Source organism: Kitasatospora sp. NPDC059973, from assembly GCF_042737525.1.
GTDB lineage: Bacteria > Actinomycetota > Actinomycetes > Streptomycetales > Streptomycetaceae > Kitasatospora.
Genome location: NZ_JBHWUI010000185.1, coordinates 1 through 15335 on the forward strand (window position 1 = coordinate 1; position 15335 = coordinate 15335).

Below are 15335 nucleotides of genomic sequence, written 5' to 3' on the forward strand. Positions count from 1 at the left end.
CGTCCACCCTGCCGCGCCCGGCCGCGCCGGCAGTGGACCGGGCCCCCGACCGGGCCCCCGACCGGGCCCTGGAGCGGGGCCGGGACCGGGGGCCCGAGTGGGGCGCGGCCCGGAGTGCGGACCGGAGTGCGGACCGGGGCACGGACCGGGGCGCGGACCGGGGTGCCGAGTGGGGCACCGAGCGGGGCACCGAGCGGGGTTCCGACCGGGCGGCGCCGAGCTGGGCCCGGCGTGACGCCGCCGGACCGGGCCGGACCCGCCCCGACGCCGGTCCGGGCGGCAACGGCCACGGCCCCAAGGCCGGTGCGGTCGGCGGCGACCCGGGCGAGCCGGCCCTGCTGCGCGAGGCGGAGGAGCGGTGACCGGACGCACCCGGGTGCTCTGGCTGGCCAAGGGCCTCGGCCGCGGGGGCGCCGAGCAGCTGCTGCTCAACTGCGCCCGCCAGGTGGACGCTTCGCGCTACGAGGTCGAGGTCGCCTACGTACTGCCCTGGAAGGACGCGCTCGCCCCCGCGCTCACCGAGGCCGGGGTGCGGGTGCACTGCCTGGGCGGCGTGCCGGGCGCGCCCGGCCGGGCCGACCCGCGCTGGCCGCTGCGGCTGCGCCGCCTGCTCGCCGACCGCCGCTACGGCCTGGTGCACACCCACATGCCCGTCCCGGCCACCGCCGCCCGGCTGCTGTCGTACGGGCTCGGCGGCGGGGGCTGGCCGCGCCTGGTCCACACCGAGCACAACGTCTGGGACCGCTACCGCCGGGCCACCCGCTGGGCCAACGCGCTGACCTACCGGCGCAACGACGCGGTGATCGCCGTCTCGCACGCCGTCGAGCGGACCATCCCGGCCGCGCGCCGCCGGCCCGGTGCCTGGGTGCACGTGGTGCACCACGGCCCGGACCTGGCCGGCGCCCCGCAGGGACCGGCCGCCCGGGCCGCCGCGCGGGCCGGACTCGGCCTGCCGCAGGACGCGTTCGTGGTCGGCACGGTCGGCAACCTGACACCGAAGAAGGACCAGTCCACGCTGCTCGCCGCCCATGCCGAGCTGTGCCGCGGCCGACCGTCGGCCCGGCTGGTGGTGATCGGCGCCGGGCCGCTGGACGAGCGGCTGCGGGCCCGGGCCGCCGAGCTGGGGGTGGCCGACAGCGTGCTGTTCACCGGCTCCCGCCCGGACGTCCCCGCGCTGCTGCCGGGACTGGACGTCTTTGCCCTGAGTTCCCGTCAGGAAGGTCTGCCGGTCGCCCTGATGGAGGCGATGACCAGCGGCCTGCCGGCCGTGGTCACCCGGGTCGGCGGCATGCCGGAGGTGCTCGACGACGGCGAGCAGGGCCTCCTGGTGGAGCCCGGCGACCCGGTCGCCCTGGCCGCCGCGCTCGGCCGGCTGGCCGACGACCCGGAGCTGCGGGAACGCCTCGGGGCGGCGGCGCGGGTGCGCTCCGCCCGCTTCGACGTCGCGGGCGCCCAGCGGGCCGTGGAGGCGGTGTACGAGAAGGTGCTGCGGCGCTGAGCCCCCCTGGTCCCCCAAGCTGCTACCACCGAACGGAGAGCGAGTCCGGACGTGAGTGCCCTGCCCGCCCCTGCCGAGCTGACGTTCCGCCCGCTCGCGGAGGACGACCTCCCCGCGGTGCTCGACCTGCTGACCGCCTCCCTCGCCGGCGGCCCCACCGGCACCCGCACCGCCGACTTCTTCGGCTGGAAGCACCGGCTGGGGCCCTTCGGCGCCAGCCCCGGCCTGGTCGCCGAGACCCCGCAGGGGCGGCTCGCGGGGGTGCGGCTGTTCCTGCGCTGGCAGTGGCACGAGGGCTCCACCGGCCGTACCGTCACCGCCGTCCGGCCGGTGGACACCGCGACCCACCCGGACTTCCAGGGCCGCGGGGTCTTCCGCCGGCTCACCCTGGACCTGCTCGGACAGGTCGCCGGTGAGGCCGAGTTGGTCTTCAACACGCCCAACGGGAACAGCCTGCCCGGGTACCGGAAGATGGGCTGGCAGGAACTCGGCCGGGTACCGGTGGCCCTGCGCCCGGTCCGCCCGGCCGCGTTCGCCCGCGGAGTGCGGGCGGCGCTGGCCCGCACCCCGGCCGGTGCGGCCGCGCCACCGGCCTGCGGGCTGCCCACCGCCCGGTCGTGGTTCGCCGACCGCGTGACGCTCCCCGACCCGCCCCGGACCGCCGACCGGGCCGCTCCCGACGGCCCGACCACCGCCGACCGCCAGAACCGGACCGCCGGCCGGGCCGCTCCCGACGCGGCCACCGGCTCCTCCGGAGGCCCCGCCGGCGACCCGATGGCCGGCGCCGACGGCCCGCTGGCCGAGCTGCTGCGCGAGCGGGCCGCCGCCGACCGCGCCGACCCCCGCCTCGCCGTGCTCCGCACCCCGGAGTTCCTGCGCTGGCGCTACGGCGAGGCCCCCGGCCTGGACTACCGCGTCCTCACCTGCCACCGGGGCGGCGAGCTGACCGGCCTGGCCGTCGGCCGGCCCCGACGCCGCGGCCCGCTCGCCGAGTTCACCCTCGCCGACGTCCTGGTCCGCCCCGGCGACCGGGACAGCGCCGCCCGGCTGCTGCGCGCCGCCGCCCGCGAGTCCGGCTGCGACCACGTCGCCACGCATCTCTCCCCCGGCACCGAGGCCGCCGCCGCGGCGCTGCGTTCCGGCTTCCTGCGGGCCCCCCGCACCGGGATGACGCTCGCCGCGCGCACCCCGACCGGCCGGACCGCACTGACCCTGCCCGACTGGCGGTTCACCCTCGGTGACCTGGAGGTCTTCTGATGCCCCGGCCGGCTCCGGCCCGGGCCGTGCCGGGCCGCACGCCCCGGCCGTCCGCCGTCGCGGCCGTCCGGGCCCGGGTGCCCTGGCCGTCCGCCGTCGCCGCCACCCTGGTGACGGCCTACGTCACGCTCTTCGTCGTCGCCATGGTGCACACCTCGTACGACACCTGGGGCGCGCTGCTGGTCCTGCCGGCGCTGATGGCCGTCGGCACCCCGGTCCTGGCCCGGATCGCGGCCGCCAACCCCGAGCGGGACGTGTTCCGGCTGCTGATGCTGGCCATGACCGCCAAGCTGCTCTGCGCCTTCCCCCGCTACCTGATGGCCTTCGTGCTGTACGGCGGCGCGGCCGACGCCAAGATGTACCACCAGAAGGGCGCCGAGCTCGCCACCTACCTGGGGCAGGCCGACCTGCTGGCCGGTGTGCACTACGACCTCGGGATGAAGGTCGCCGGCACCGGGTTCGTCATCATCGTCACCGGGGTGGTCTACGCGATCACCGGGCCGTCGCTGATCGGTGGCTTCCTGGTCTTCTCCTGGCTGGGCTTCTGGGGACTGCTGCTGTTCTGGCGGGCCCTGCAGATCGCCTTCCCCGAGGCGGACACCCGCAAGTACGCCAAGCTGGTCTTCTTCCTGCCCTCGCTGCTGTTCTGGCCGTCCAGCATCGGCAAGGACGCCTGGATGATGTTCTGCCTGGGCCTGACCACCTACGGGACCGCCCGGCTGCTGGACCGCCGGTTCGGCGCCTTCGCCTGCATCGCGCTCGGCTCGGTCGGCACCGCGATGGTCCGCCCGCACGTCACCGCGCTCGCCGGGGCCGGCCTGCTGGTCGCCTACGTGCTGCGCAAGCGGCCGCGGCAGGCCAGCGCGCTCGGACCGCTGCGGACCATCCTGACCGCCGTGGTGCTCGGCGCGATGGCGGTGCTGATGCTGCAACAGGTCTCGACCTTCTTCGGTACCGACGGCACCGGCGGCGACGCCGTCAACCAGGTGCTCTCGGAGACCTCGCGGCGCACCAGCCAGGGCAACTCGATGATCAGCGCGACCGCCCCGGAGGACGCCGCGCCGCGGTTCAGCCTGAATCCGGCCGGGCTGCCGGTCGCCGTGGTCAGCGTGCTCTTCCGGCCGTTCCCCTTCGAGGCCTCGAACATCCAGAACCTGATCCAGTCGGTGGAGTGCTTCGCCCTGCTGGTGATGTTCATCCGGAGCTGGCCGCGACTCAGCAGAGTGCCGCGGCTCTTCGTGCAGCGGTCCTACGTCGCCTTCACCACCGTCTACACGCTGCTGTTCTGCTGGGCCTTCTCGACCATCAACAACATGGGCATCCTGTCCCGCGAACGCGTCCAGGTACTGCCCCTGGTGCTGGTCCTGCTGGTCGTCCCGGCCGCCTCCACCGCCGCCCGGGGGGCCGCCGAGCGCCGGCCGCCGCCGGTCTGGCGGGTGGCGCCGGGGCAGTGGGGCGGGCAGCGGCGGCCGCCCGGGCCCCGCCCCGTCCGGCTCGGCGGACGGGAGCCCGGGGAGGCGGCGCCGTCCCGAGGGGGATCCACCGCGCCCTGACCCCTCCCCCCGCCCCGGCTCCGGCCCGCCCCGGCGCCCGGTTCCAGGGCTCCGCCGACCTCGCGGACACCACCGCCCGTTCGCACTCCCCCGCCACTGGCGAGCACCGGACTACCCACGGAGGTATCTGATGACCACCGACACCCTTGCCCTGCCCGCCGCCCTCGGCGGCACGCCCGCCTTCCCGGAGGGGCTCCCGCTCACCCGCGTCCAGGTCCCGGACCGCGCCACCCTGCTGGAGCGGCTCGGCGCCGTCCTGGACAGCGGGCAACTGACCAACGGCCGCACCGTCGCCGAGTTGGAGGAGGCCGCCGCCGAACTGCTGGACGTGCCGCACGTGGTGGCCGTCTCCAACTGCACCGCCGGCCTGATGCTGGTGCTCCAGGCGGCCGGTGTCGCCGACGGCCGGCCGGTGGTGATGCCCGGCTTCACCTTCTCCGCCACCGCCCACGCCGCGCACTGGGCCGGCGGCACCCCGGTGTTCGCCGAGGCCCGTGAGCGGGACATCACCCTGGACCCCGAGGACGCCGCCGCCCGGCTCGCCGCCGCCGACCGCCCGGCCGCGCTGATGGCCACCCACGTGTACGGCACGCCCTGCCAGGTGGAGCGCCTCCAGGAGGTCGCCGACGCGGCCGGCGTGCCGCTGGTGTACGACTCCGCGCACGGCTTCGGCAGCAGCCGCCGAGGTGTGCCGATCGGCAACTTCGGCTACGCCGAGGTGTTCTCGATGAGCCCCACCAAGGTCGCGGTGGCCGGTGAGGGCGGCCTGGTCGCCACCCGGGACGCCGCGCTCGCCCGACGGCTGCGCACCGCCCGCGACTACGGCAACCCGGGCGACTACGACACGCTGTTCCCCGGCCTGAATGCCCGAATGAGCGAGCTGCACGCCGCCGTCGGTCTCAACTGGCTGGCCGGGCTGCCCGAACGGGTGGTCCACCGGGGCACACTCGTCGCCGAGTTCGCCGCCGTGACCGCCGGACTGCCGGGGCTGCGGCTGGCCCTGCCGGAGGACGGCGACGTGTCCACCTTCAAGGACCTCACGCTCATCCTGGACGCCGCGGCGTTCGGGCTCAGCGCGCGCCAACTCGCCGACGCGCTCAGGGCGGAGGGCATCGACTCGCGCCGCTACTTCCACCCGCCGGTGCAGCGCCAGCGGGCCTACGCCCACCTCGGCCAGGCCGAGTCGCTCCCGCTGACCGACCGGCTGGCGGACTCGGTGCTGACGGTGCCGCTCTGGACCCAGATGGACGCGCCCACGGTACGCCGGATCGCCGGAGCGGTAGTCCGGATCCAGCCGTACGCGGAGCGTCTGCGCGCCGCCTGACCGGGCCGCGTCCCGTTAGGCGGATCGGGTGAACGCGGTTGGACCGCGGCCCCGCCCGGTCGGCAGGATGTCCGGCCGGGGCCCGCGGTCCCATCTCACCCTCCCCCGTACGGATTTGGAGTCACCCGGTGCTCAAGGGATTCCGCAGCTTCCTGCTGCGCGGAAACGTCGTGGACCTCGCGGTCGGCATCGTCATCGGTGCGGCGTTCACCGCTGTCGTCACCGGGTTCGTCACGGCGTTCCTCACCCCGCTCATCGGGGTCGCGAGCGGCGCCGTCGGCGACTTCACCCAGAAGACCTTCGCGGTGGCCGGGACGAACTTCCCGTACGGCGTCTTCGTGAACGCGCTGATCAGCTTCGTGCTGGTGGCCGCGGTGATCTACTTCATCGTGGTGGTCCCGGTCGGCCGGCTGCAGGCCCGGCTGGACGGCGCCAAGCCCGCCCCGGTGGCCAAGGCGGACTGCCCGGAGTGCCTGAGCCCGATCCCGGCGGCGGCGGTGCGCTGCTCGTTCTGCACCTCCGAGGTGGCCGGTCGGCCGGGCTTCCCGGCGCAGTCCGCGGCGGAGCCGCTCCAGGTGCGCTGACCTCGGGTTCTGCCACGCCCGGCGGCTCTCACCGTGACTTTATCCCCGAAACATTCACGAGCCCTCGCCGCGCAGTCGGCGGGGGCTTGAATGCGCCGGCGCACGCCCTGACCGCAAAAGTTTCTTCGCCCGGCCAGGAACCGTCCACCGGCCCGTCACCGCACGGGGCTTCACCAGCCCAGTCCGGGCTCTGTTCGACCGCGCACCCGGGTCCGAAGCTGGCCGGAAGTCGTCGCCGGAATGTCCGTTCTTCGCACTTTCGAAACTTTTGTGCGAGCGAAGACTGTGTAAACACTCGAACTGCTCGCCCTCCCACTCTCCTCAGCAGGCGCATTGTGGGCTTACCGTATGCCCCATGACCTCGCCCCGCTCCTACGACGGAGTCGGCTACCCCCCTCCGTCCTTCTCCTCCGGCACGCCCATCTACGACAGCCTCGTCGCAGAGCGCGGTGTCCCGCAGATCGCGCCCATCAACGTGCCGGCCGCCCTGCCGCCGGCACTGTCGTCCGGTTACGGATCAAGCCTCGGCCAGTCCTACGAGAACCGGTACGCGACCGGGTACGACACCCCCGGCAGCAACCTCCCCGCGCTGCCGCCCGCGCGCCTCGCCCTGGGCCCCGGCCCGAGCAGCGCTCCCTCCGCCGGCCCCGCCACGGCGTACATCCCGGCGCAGCCCGCACCGGCGTACGCCTCCGCGCCCCAGCCGCCCGCCCCCGGCTACGGCGCCCCCCAGCCGTACCTGTCCGCGCAGCGGCCGCAGGCCCCCGCCCCCGGCTTCTCGCAGGCCACCGGCGGCGGCGCCTTCCAGCCCTCCGGCGGCCAGAGCTTCGGCGGCCAGAACACCTTCGTCGGCGCCGGCCAGGGCGGCCAGCAGACCTTCGGCGCGCAGCCGATGGGCGCGCCCGGCTCCTTCGGCGGCCAGCCGCACGGCGGCGGTCAGCCGCACGGTGGCCCGCAGAGCTTCGGCGGGCAGCAGAGCTTCGGCGGCCAGCAGTCCTTCGGCGCCCCGGGCCAGAACGGTGGCGGCTTCCAGGGCCAGGGCGGCGAGCAGGGGTTCGGCGGCGCGCAGCTGCGCCCGGCCGTCACCCCGGTCGCCCCCGTCCGCCCGATGCAGCCGCAGCGTCCGGGCCCGTACGGCGAGCCCGCCCAGTTCCAGCAGGGCTACCAGCCCCAGGGGCAGGGCTACTGACCGACACCCCCGGCCGGCCCCACCCGGCCCCCGCCCGCAGCACCTGAGCACGATCCCGACGTCATCCCGCGCCGGGCGTACGGAGAAACGGGTCATCCACGGACCGCCCGGACCGCCACCCCACGGCGTCCGGGCGGTCCGTGCGCGTTCCGGCCCCGGGCGGCCGCGGAGGGCGGGACGCCGGTCTCCCGGGGGGAGCTGGCAGGATGGGGGGATGCTGCTCACCGGACTCCACATCCACCCCGTCAAGTCGATGTACCGCCTGAGCCCCGAGCATGCCCGGGTCGAGCCGTGGGGGCTGGCCGGCGACCGGCGCTGGATGCTGGTGGACGCCACCGGGCGCTTCGTCAGCCAGCGCGACGACACCGCCGTCGGTCTGATCCGCGCCGAACCGGCCGCCGACGGCACGCTGGTGCTGACCGCCCCCGGCGGCTCCCGGATCGAGGTTCCGGCGCCCGGCGCCGCCGCCGGCGACCCGCTCGCCGAGGTCGAGGTCTGGGGCACCCGGTTCCACGCCGCCGAGGCCGCCAAGGAAGCCCAGCTCTGGATCGCCGAGCAACTGAACGGCGACTACCGGCTGGTGCACCTGGACGACCCCCGGGCCCGCCCGGTCGACCCGAAGTTCGGCGGGCCCGGCGACACCGTCTCGATGGCCGACGGCTTCCCGCTGCTGCTCACCACCACCGCCTCGCTGGACCGGCTCAACGCGCTGATCGCACAGGAGCACCCGGAGGGCCACGAGGTGCTCCCGATGGCCCGGTTCCGCCCGAACGTGGTCGTCTCCGGCAGCGAGCCGTGGGCCGAGGACGGCTGGCGCCGGATCCGGATCGGCGAGTTGACCTTCAAGGTGGTCAAGCCGTGCGGGCGCTGCGTGGTCACCACCACCGACCAGGAGAGCGGCGAGCGGCGCGGTCCCGAGCCGCTGCGCACCCTGGCCCGGCACCACCGGCTGCTGAAGAAGGCCTCGTTCGGGCAGAACCTGATCCCCGAGCGTCCGGCCGGCGTCGGGGGCGACGTCCTCGGCACGCTCCGGCTCGGCGACGAGGTCGAGCTGCTGGAGGGCGGCGCGCACTGGCCGGCGGACGAACGGGCGTGAGCCGGGGGCGCCCGCGCGCGGCGGGCGCCCCTCCCGCCCGCGCCGCCGGCGGGTCCGCGGTCCGCGCGGCCGTCGCCCGGTGGGCCTGCCCCTCCGGGGGCCCGGGCGCCCCGGCCTTCGCCACGAACGGCCCTCCGTACACCGCCCTGTCGCCGCCCCGGGCGCCGCTCCGCCCCCCGGATGCGCCGGCGCCGGACACGGCCGCGCCGGCGCCGCGTTCGGAACCCCGACTGTGTGCGCTCGTTGAAACATGTGTGGAACCCGGGACGGTCCCCGGCCGGGGCCGACTGCCGGCGGCCGGAGCACCGTCGCGGGCGCGCTACGGTGGGCGGGCCACCCGCGCACCCCGCGCGTGCGGCCCGATGGGATCGCCGGCTCGATGAAGGTGGGGACGACAGACCGTCATGGCTGAGCACAGGGTCCGAGTCACCCAGGACAGCGCCTCCCGCTGGCGTCGCCGCGCCGGCGAGTACGACACCCTCACGGAGGCCCTCGCGGCCGCCGAGCCGGGCGACACCGTGACCGTCCGACCCGGCACCTACCGGGAGAACCTCGTCCTGGACAAGCCGGTCACGATCGTCCCGGCGCAGGGCCCCGGCACGGTCCGGATCGACCCCCCGAGCGGTGTCCCGCTGACCGTCACGGCCGCCGCGACCGTCCGCGACCTGGTGATCGAGGGCAGCGACAGCTCCCTCCCGGCGGTGCTGATCACCGGCCCGGAGGCGACGCCCGCGCTCGGCGGCTGCCGGGTGGAGACCCGCTCGGCCACCGGCGTCGAGGTCACCGGCGGAGCCCGGCCCACCCTGCGCGGCTGCGTGGTCGCCAACCCCGCCGGGCTGGGCCTGCGGCTGCGCGGCGAGGGCACCGCGGCGGCCTTCGAGGACTGCGAGGTCGCCGCCGCCGGACAGGCCGGACTGGCCGTGCTCGGCGGGGCCACGGCCGCGCTGGAACGCTGCCGGGTCCACCACGCGACCGGCGCCGGGGTGCTCCTGACCGACCCGGGCAGCGCCGCCGAGCTCACCGGCTGCGAGATCTACGAGATCCGCGGCAGCGGCGTCCAGGCGGAGGCCCACGCCGGCGGCCGGCTGGTCGACTGCGACATCCACCGGGTCACCGGCAACGGGATCACCCTGGACAGCGAGGCCGAACTCGTCCTGACCGGCTGCCGGGTGCACGACCTGCCGGAGAACGGCGCCGACCTGCGCGGCCGGGCCCGGCTCACGCTGGCCGGCACCACCGTGCGGGACTTCGGGCGCGGTGCGCTCTCGGTCTGGGACCAGGGCACCGAGGCCATCGCCGAATCCTGCGAGATCCACAGCTCGACCGGCGAGTACCCGGCCCTCTGGGTCAGCGACGGCGCCCGGCTGACCCTCACCGACTGCTCGCTGCACGACCTGCCGGACGCGCTCTTCGTGCTGGACCGCGACTCCGCCGCCACCGCCGAGGGCTGCTCGTTCAGCCGGATCCGCAGCTCGGCCGTCTCGGTCAGCGGCGGCGCCGGGGTGACGCTGAGCGGCTGCCGGGTCCAGGAGGCCGGCACCGGGCTCTGGTTCCGCGACCACGGCAGCGGCGGGCTGCTCACCGACTGCGAGATCTCCGACGTCGCGACCGGCGTGATCGTCACCAAGGGCGCCGACCCGGTCCTGCGCGACTGCACCGTCCGGGCCAGCTCGGACGCCGGCGTCTACGTCTCCGCCCAGGGCCGGGGCACCTTCGAGGACTGCCGGGTCTCGCACGGCAAGGGCTTCGGCTTCCACATCATCGACGGCTGCCGCACCGTGCTGACCCGCTGCCGGGCCGAGCAGAACGAACGGGCCGGCTTCGAGTTCTCCGAACCCGGCCCGGTGGTGGAGGCCTGCACGTCGGACGACGTCGCCCCGGCCGCTCCGGCCGCCGAGCTGCCGGCCCCCCGCGCCGCACGGACCGCACGGACCGCCCAACTGACCGCCACCGGACCGGCGTTGCCGGCGCCTTCGGCGATCGGGCCGATCCCGGACTGCCGCCCGGCCGACGAGGCGCTGGCCGAACTCGACGCGCTGGTCGGCCTGGCCACCGTCAAGCAGGAGGTCCGGACCCTGATCGACCTGATCGCGGTCGGGCGCCGGCGCCGCCAGGCCGGGCTGAAGGCCCCCTCGCTCCGCCGCCACCTCGTCTTCACCGGGGCCCCCGGCACCGGCAAGACCACCGTGGCCCGGCTCTACGGCGAGATCCTGGCCTCGCTCGGGGTGCTCCAGCGCGGGCACCTGGTCGAGGTGGCCCGGGTGGACCTGGTCGGCGAGCACATCGGCTCCACCGCGATCCGCACCGCGGCCGCCTTCGACCGGGCACGCGGCGGCGTGCTCTTCATCGACGAGGCGTACGCGCTGGCACCCGAGGACGGGGCCCGGGACTTCGGCCGGGAGGCGATCGACACCCTGGTCAAGCTGATGGAGGACCACCGGGACGAAGTGGTCGTCATCGTGGCCGGTTACACCGCCGAGATGGAACGCTTCCTCTCCGCCAACCCCGGTGTCTCGTCCAGGTTCTCCCGCACCATCACCTTCCCCGACTACTCCGCGGACGAGTTGCTGGAGATCGCCCGCGCGCAGTGTGCCGAGCACGAGTACGCGCTGGCCGAGGCGACCGAGGGCGCGCTGCTCCTGCACTTCGGGACGCTGGAGCGCGGCCCCAACTTCGGCAACGGGCGCACCGCGCGGCAGGTCTTCGAGACGATGGTGGAGCGGCACGCCATGCGGGTCGCCCACCTCGCGGATCCGTCGACCGAGGAACTGCAACTGCTCGTCCCCGCCGACCTGCCGACGGCCCGCCTGCCCTGACCAGCGTCCGCCGGGCAGGTGGACACCCGCCCGGCCCCCGCGCTCAGCCGCGTTCCGCGGCCGCCTCGTCGCCCAGCATCCGGTCCACCAGCAGCGCCAGGCGGGGCTCCGCGTGGTCCGGCCGGAGCCGGCCGCTCCGGGCGAGGGTGGCCAGGCCGTGCAGGGCCGCCCAGACCACCTCGGTGAAGGGCTCCGGGTCCTCGGCCCCGGCCACCTCGGCGACCGGTCCGGCGAGGGCGGCGAACGCCTCCTTCAGCGGGGCGGGCGAGTCCGGACGGCCGAACGGCAGGTCCGTCGCGAGCACGAACATCGCGTCGTAGAGCGCCGGGTTGGCCGCCGCGAACGCCAGGTAGCGGCCCGCGACGGCGCGGAAGGCCCCGGCCGGCCCGGCCGCCCCGCGGGTGACCGCCCGCAGCTCGGCGGCGAGTTCCGCGAAGCCCTCCAGCGCGACGGCGGCCACGATCGCGTCCTTGCCGGCGAAGTGGCTGTAGAGCACGGGCTGGCTGTACTCGATCCGCTCGGCCAGCCGGCGGGTCGTCACCGCCTCCCAGCCCTCGGACTCCGCCAGCTCACGGGCGGTTCGAATGATCAGCTGGTGCCGCTCGGCGCGTTCGCGCCCGCGGCGCTCCTGGATTGACATGACATCGACTCTAGCAGCGCTAGGCAACAGAGCCATGAAAGGAGCGGCGTCACCCCCGCCCGCGGCAAGGCCAGGAGCAGGGGTGACGCCCGCCGCGGGTCAGCCGGTCCAGGCCCCGCCGGCCAGGAAGGACTCCAGCCGGGCCCGATGGGGCGCGATGTCGATCCGCTCCCCGGCCAGCCAGTCGTCCGAGTAGTACTTGTCGAGGTAGCGGTCGCCCGGGTCGCAGATCAGGGTGACCACACTGCCCCGCACCCCGGCCGCCCGCATCTCGGCGACGATCTTCAGCGCGCTCCACAGCCCCGTCCCGGTGGAGGCGCCGGCCCTCTTGCCGAGCACCTGCTCCAGCACCCGCACGGCCGCGATCGAGGCGGCGTCCGGGACCTTCATCATCCGGTCGATCGCGCCGGGCACGAAGCTCGGCTCCATCCGCGGCCGGCCGATCCCCTCGATCCGTGAGCCGCTCTCGCAGACCGCGTCCGGATCGTGGCCGACCCAGCCCTCGAAGAAACAGGAGTTCTCCGGATCCGCGACGCAGATCCGGGTGTCGTACTGCATGTAGTGCACGTACCGGGCGATGGTCGCCGAGGTCCCGCCCGTCCCGGCGGTCGCGACGATCCAGGCCGGCTCCGGGTGCGGCTCCAGGCGCAGCTGGGCGAACATCGACTCGGCGATGTTGTTGTTGCCCCGCCAGTCGGTGGCCCGCTCCGCGTAGGTGAACTGGTCCATGTAGTGGCCGCCGGTCTCCTCGGCGAGCCGGGCGGAGGCCGCGTACACCTCGTCGGAGCGCTCGACCAGGTGGCACTCGCCGCCGTGGAACTCGATCAGGTCGATCTTGGACTGGCTGGTGGACTTGGCCATCACCGCGATGAACGGCACGCCGATGAGCTGGGCGAAGTAGGCCTCGGAGACGGCCGTGGAGCCGCTGGACGCCTCGATCACCGGCTTGCCGGGCCGGATCCAGCCGTTGCAGAGCCCGTAGAGGAACAGCGAGCGGGCCAGCCGGTGCTTCAACGAGCCGGTGGGGTGGGTGGATTCGTCCTTGAGGTAGAGGTCGATGCCCCAGTCGAGGGGGAGCGGGAACCGGAGCAGGTGGGTGTCGGCCGAGCGGTTGGCGTCGGCGTGGACCTTGCGCACCGCCTCCTTGAGCCAGCCGCGGTAGGCCGCGTCGGAGCGGTCCACATCCTCGGTCCGTTCGGCACTCAGCTGCGCACCCATCGTCACTCTCCTCGCTCGAACCCCCCGGTTGCTCACTACGAGTGTACGAGAGTCACGATAAGTGACGGTTTTCGTAGCCCCAGCTTCCGCTTATCCACGGCCACCGGGACTCGCCGCGCTCCGCCGCCACCCGCCCTGCTACGCCCCCGCCTGCACCGACTGCGGGTCGGCGAGGTAGGGCCGCCACGCCAGTTCGGCCGCGCCCGCCAGTGCGCCGTGCGCCAGCTCGGCGCCCACGATCGGCACCCGGCCGCTGCGCCCCCAGAGGCTGCGCTCGGCGACCACCGCCCGCAGCCGCTCCGGCGCGGCCTCCAGCAGATCGAGGTGCAGACCGCTGAGCACCACCCGGTCCGGGTTGAGGATGTTGGCGACGCCGGCCAGTCCGAGGCCGAGCCGGTCGATGACGTGCTCGACGGCCGCCCGGGCCCGCTCGTCCGTCGCGGCGGCCCGGCAGAGCTCGCCGGCCTGGTCGAGCAGCGGGCGGTCCGGGTCGGGGGTGAGCCCGGCGGCGGCGAACAGCGCGTCCGGGTCGGTCTCGGCGTTGAGGCAGCCGCGGTTGCCGCACTGGCAGGGGCGGCCCTGCGGGTCGACGGTGAGGTGGCCGACCTCCAGCGCCAGCCCGGCGCTCCCGGTGTGCAGGCGGCCGTCGATCACCAGCGCGCCGCCGACGCCCCGGTGGCCGGAGGTGACCAGCAGCAGATGGCGGGCGCCCCGGCCGGCGCCGTGCCGGTACTCGGCGAGGGCGCCGAGGTTGGCGTCGTTGGCGATCGCGGTGGGCAGCGGGTCCAGCGCGAGCGGGCCGTTGTCGGCGCGGCCGACCTCGACGTCGTACAGGTCGGCGACGGGCGTGCCGCTGGGCCAGGCGAAGTGCAGGGCGGCGAGCGCGGTGCCGTCCGGCTCGGTGACCGGGTTGGGCAGCGCGAGCGCGGCACCGAGGCAGCGGCGGCTGCTGTGGCGGGCCAGTTCGGCGCCGGCCTCGGCCACGGCGCGCAGCATCCGGACCGGGTCGGTGGCGGCGGGCAGCGGCCGGTGCACGGGCGGATCGAGCAGTCCGCCGAGTCCGGCGAGGGTGACGCTCAGCCCGTCGGCGTGGATCTGGCCGGCGATCACCACCGGACCGGCCGGGTCGATGGCCAGCCGGTGCGACGGGCGGCCGCGACCGCCGCCGGCCGGCCGGGAGTCGACGGTGATCAGGCCGAGCGCCTCCAGCTCCGCGGTGACCGCTCCGGCGGTGGCCCGGGTGACGTCCAGCGCACGGGTGAGCGCCGAGCGGGTGGGGGTCTGGCCGGTGTGGATGAGCGAGAGCGCCGGGCCGAGCAGCGTGCGACCGCGATCGGGGGCCGAGCGGCGGTGGGCGTCACGCTGGGCGTCGTGGTCGGCCTCGGAGCCGGGCTTCGGACTTGATGGAGTGAGCTGCACGGCTCTATTGTTACTTTGTGCCGCTCCGAAACAAAATCCACGTCCATGACCGGGTCGACCGGCCGTCCCTCCAGTCTCGCAGCACTCCGGCCGCTTCCGGCACCCCCTGGGGCGCGGCACGGCTCGCACTCACCGCTTTCTTCGCCGTCGACGGCTTCCTCTTCGCCGCCTGGGTGGTCCGCATCCCGGACATCCGCAGCCAGGTCAGCGCCTCCCACAGCGCGCTCGGGCTCGCCCTGCTCTGCGTCTCGGCCGGCGCCGTCGCCACCATGCCCCTGGTCGGCCGGCTCTGCCTCCGGTACGGCTCGCGACCGGTCACCGTCGGTTCGCTGGCGCTGCTCAGCCTCGCCGTCCCGCTGCCCGCCCACACCCACTCGGTCGCGGCGCTCGGCGGCGTCCTGCTGCTCTTCGGGGCGGGGTACGGCGGCGCCAACGTCGCGATGAACAGCGCCGCCGTCGACCTGGTGGCCCAGCTGCGCCGCCCGGTGATGCCGAGCTTCCACGCCGGGTACAGCCTCGGCGGCCTGCTCGGCGCGGGCGTCGGCGGACTGCTCGCCGGCACCCTCACCACCACGTGGGCGCTCGCCCTGAGCGGCCTGCTGGGCCTGGCCGTCACGGCGGGCGCGGGCGTCGTGCTGCTCCGCGGCCCGGCCGCGCCGGTCGTCGCCCCCGGCCGGGCGGCCGACTCCCCCGCCTCGCCCGCCGCCCCCGCCGCCCCGGCCGCCCCGGCCGCCCCCAAGG

General features: G+C 75.5%; 12 protein-coding genes and 1 pseudogene. 10 read left to right on the forward strand and 3 right to left on the reverse strand.

Annotation, left to right across the window (positions count from 1 at the left end; all coding sequences use genetic code 11):
- The 9 genes and pseudogenes from ACFWA9_RS33395 to ACFWA9_RS33435 form a co-directional block, all read left to right on the forward strand.
- Window positions 1-362, forward strand: a pseudogene (locus tag ACFWA9_RS33395) (hypothetical protein); the annotation flags it as partial.
- Entirely contained in the window at window positions 359-1498 is a 1140-nt protein-coding gene (locus ACFWA9_RS33400) for a glycosyltransferase (RefSeq protein ID WP_380392305.1), read from the forward strand. The pseudogene ACFWA9_RS33395 and the gene ACFWA9_RS33400, both read left to right, overlap by 4 nt.
- 51 nt (window positions 1499-1549) lie before the next feature.
- A complete protein-coding gene (locus tag ACFWA9_RS33405; protein ID WP_380392306.1) occupies window positions 1550-2755 on the forward strand; it encodes a GNAT family N-acetyltransferase in 1206 nt (401 codons plus the stop codon).
- Entirely contained in the window at window positions 2755-4308 is a 1554-nt protein-coding gene (locus ACFWA9_RS33410; RefSeq protein ID WP_380392309.1) for a hypothetical protein, read from the forward strand. Before ACFWA9_RS33405 ends, ACFWA9_RS33410 begins: the two co-directional genes overlap by 1 nt.
- A 130-nt stretch (window positions 4309-4438) precedes the next feature.
- On the forward strand, window positions 4439-5632 hold the full coding sequence (locus tag ACFWA9_RS33415) for an aminotransferase class I/II-fold pyridoxal phosphate-dependent enzyme (RefSeq protein ID WP_352294353.1): 1194 nt from the start codon (window positions 4439-4441) through the stop codon (window positions 5630-5632).
- A 128-nt stretch (window positions 5633-5760) separates the two neighbouring features.
- Window positions 5761-6216, forward strand: a complete 456-nt coding sequence (mscL, locus tag ACFWA9_RS33420) for a large conductance mechanosensitive channel protein MscL (RefSeq protein WP_352294355.1) — start codon at window positions 5761-5763, stop codon at window positions 6214-6216.
- A gap of 355 nt (window positions 6217-6571) precedes the next feature.
- On the forward strand, window positions 6572-7405 hold the full coding sequence (locus ACFWA9_RS33425) for a DUF6643 family protein (protein ID WP_380392311.1): 834 nt from the start codon (window positions 6572-6574) through the stop codon (window positions 7403-7405).
- 214 nt (window positions 7406-7619) lie between these two features.
- Entirely contained in the window at window positions 7620-8501 is an 882-nt protein-coding gene (locus ACFWA9_RS33430; protein WP_352294357.1) for an MOSC N-terminal beta barrel domain-containing protein, read from the forward strand.
- A 404-nt stretch (window positions 8502-8905) separates the two neighbouring features.
- On the forward strand, window positions 8906-11317 hold the full coding sequence (locus tag ACFWA9_RS33435; RefSeq protein ID WP_352294359.1) for a right-handed parallel beta-helix repeat-containing protein: 2412 nt from the start codon (window positions 8906-8908) through the stop codon (window positions 11315-11317).
- A gap of 43 nt (window positions 11318-11360) precedes the next feature.
- Here ACFWA9_RS33435 and ACFWA9_RS33440 read toward each other — a convergent pair whose 3' ends face one another.
- The 3 genes from ACFWA9_RS33440 to ACFWA9_RS33450 all read right to left on the reverse strand — a co-directional run bounded on the left by ACFWA9_RS33440 (window position 11361) and on the right by ACFWA9_RS33450 (window position 14495).
- Window positions 11361-11957 (reverse strand): TetR/AcrR family transcriptional regulator, encoded by a 597-nt coding sequence (locus tag ACFWA9_RS33440; protein ID WP_352294361.1) that lies wholly within the window; start codon window positions 11955-11957, stop codon window positions 11361-11363.
- A 99-nt stretch (window positions 11958-12056) separates the two neighbouring features.
- Window positions 12057-13175: a PLP-dependent cysteine synthase family protein gene (locus tag ACFWA9_RS33445; protein ID WP_380392315.1), complete on the reverse strand. Its 1119-nt coding sequence runs from the start codon at window positions 13173-13175 to the stop codon at window positions 12057-12059.
- Window positions 13176-13313: 138 nt separating this feature from the next.
- Complete coding sequence (locus ACFWA9_RS33450) at window positions 13314-14495, reverse strand: ROK family protein (protein ID WP_329492355.1); 1182 nt, start codon at window positions 14493-14495, stop codon at window positions 13314-13316.
- Window positions 14496-14611: 116 nt separating this feature from the next.
- Here ACFWA9_RS33450 and ACFWA9_RS33455 point away from each other — a divergent pair.
- Window positions 14612-15335, forward strand: a 724-nt coding sequence (locus ACFWA9_RS33455) for an MFS transporter (protein ID WP_380392317.1), incomplete at its 3' end; no start/stop codon positions are given.

Coding starts and splice junctions, on each gene's coding strand:
- ACFWA9_RS33415 (WP_352294353.1), top strand. CDS start 4,439: ATGACCACCGACACCCTTGCCCTGCCCGCCGCCCTCGGCGGCACGCCC.
- ACFWA9_RS33445 (WP_380392315.1), bottom strand. CDS start 13,175: ATGGGTGCGCAGCTGAGTGCCGAACGGACCGAGGATGTGGACCGCTCC.
- ACFWA9_RS33440 (WP_352294361.1), bottom strand. CDS start 11,957: ATGTCAATCCAGGAGCGCCGCGGGCGCGAACGCGCCGAGCGGCACCAG.
- ACFWA9_RS33430 (WP_352294357.1), top strand. CDS start 7,620: ATGCTGCTCACCGGACTCCACATCCACCCCGTCAAGTCGATGTACCGC.
- ACFWA9_RS33425 (WP_380392311.1), top strand. CDS start 6,572: ATGACCTCGCCCCGCTCCTACGACGGAGTCGGCTACCCCCCTCCGTCC.
- ACFWA9_RS33435 (WP_352294359.1), top strand. CDS start 8,906: ATGGCTGAGCACAGGGTCCGAGTCACCCAGGACAGCGCCTCCCGCTGG.
- ACFWA9_RS33410 (WP_380392309.1), top strand. CDS start 2,755: ATGCCCCGGCCGGCTCCGGCCCGGGCCGTGCCGGGCCGCACGCCCCGG.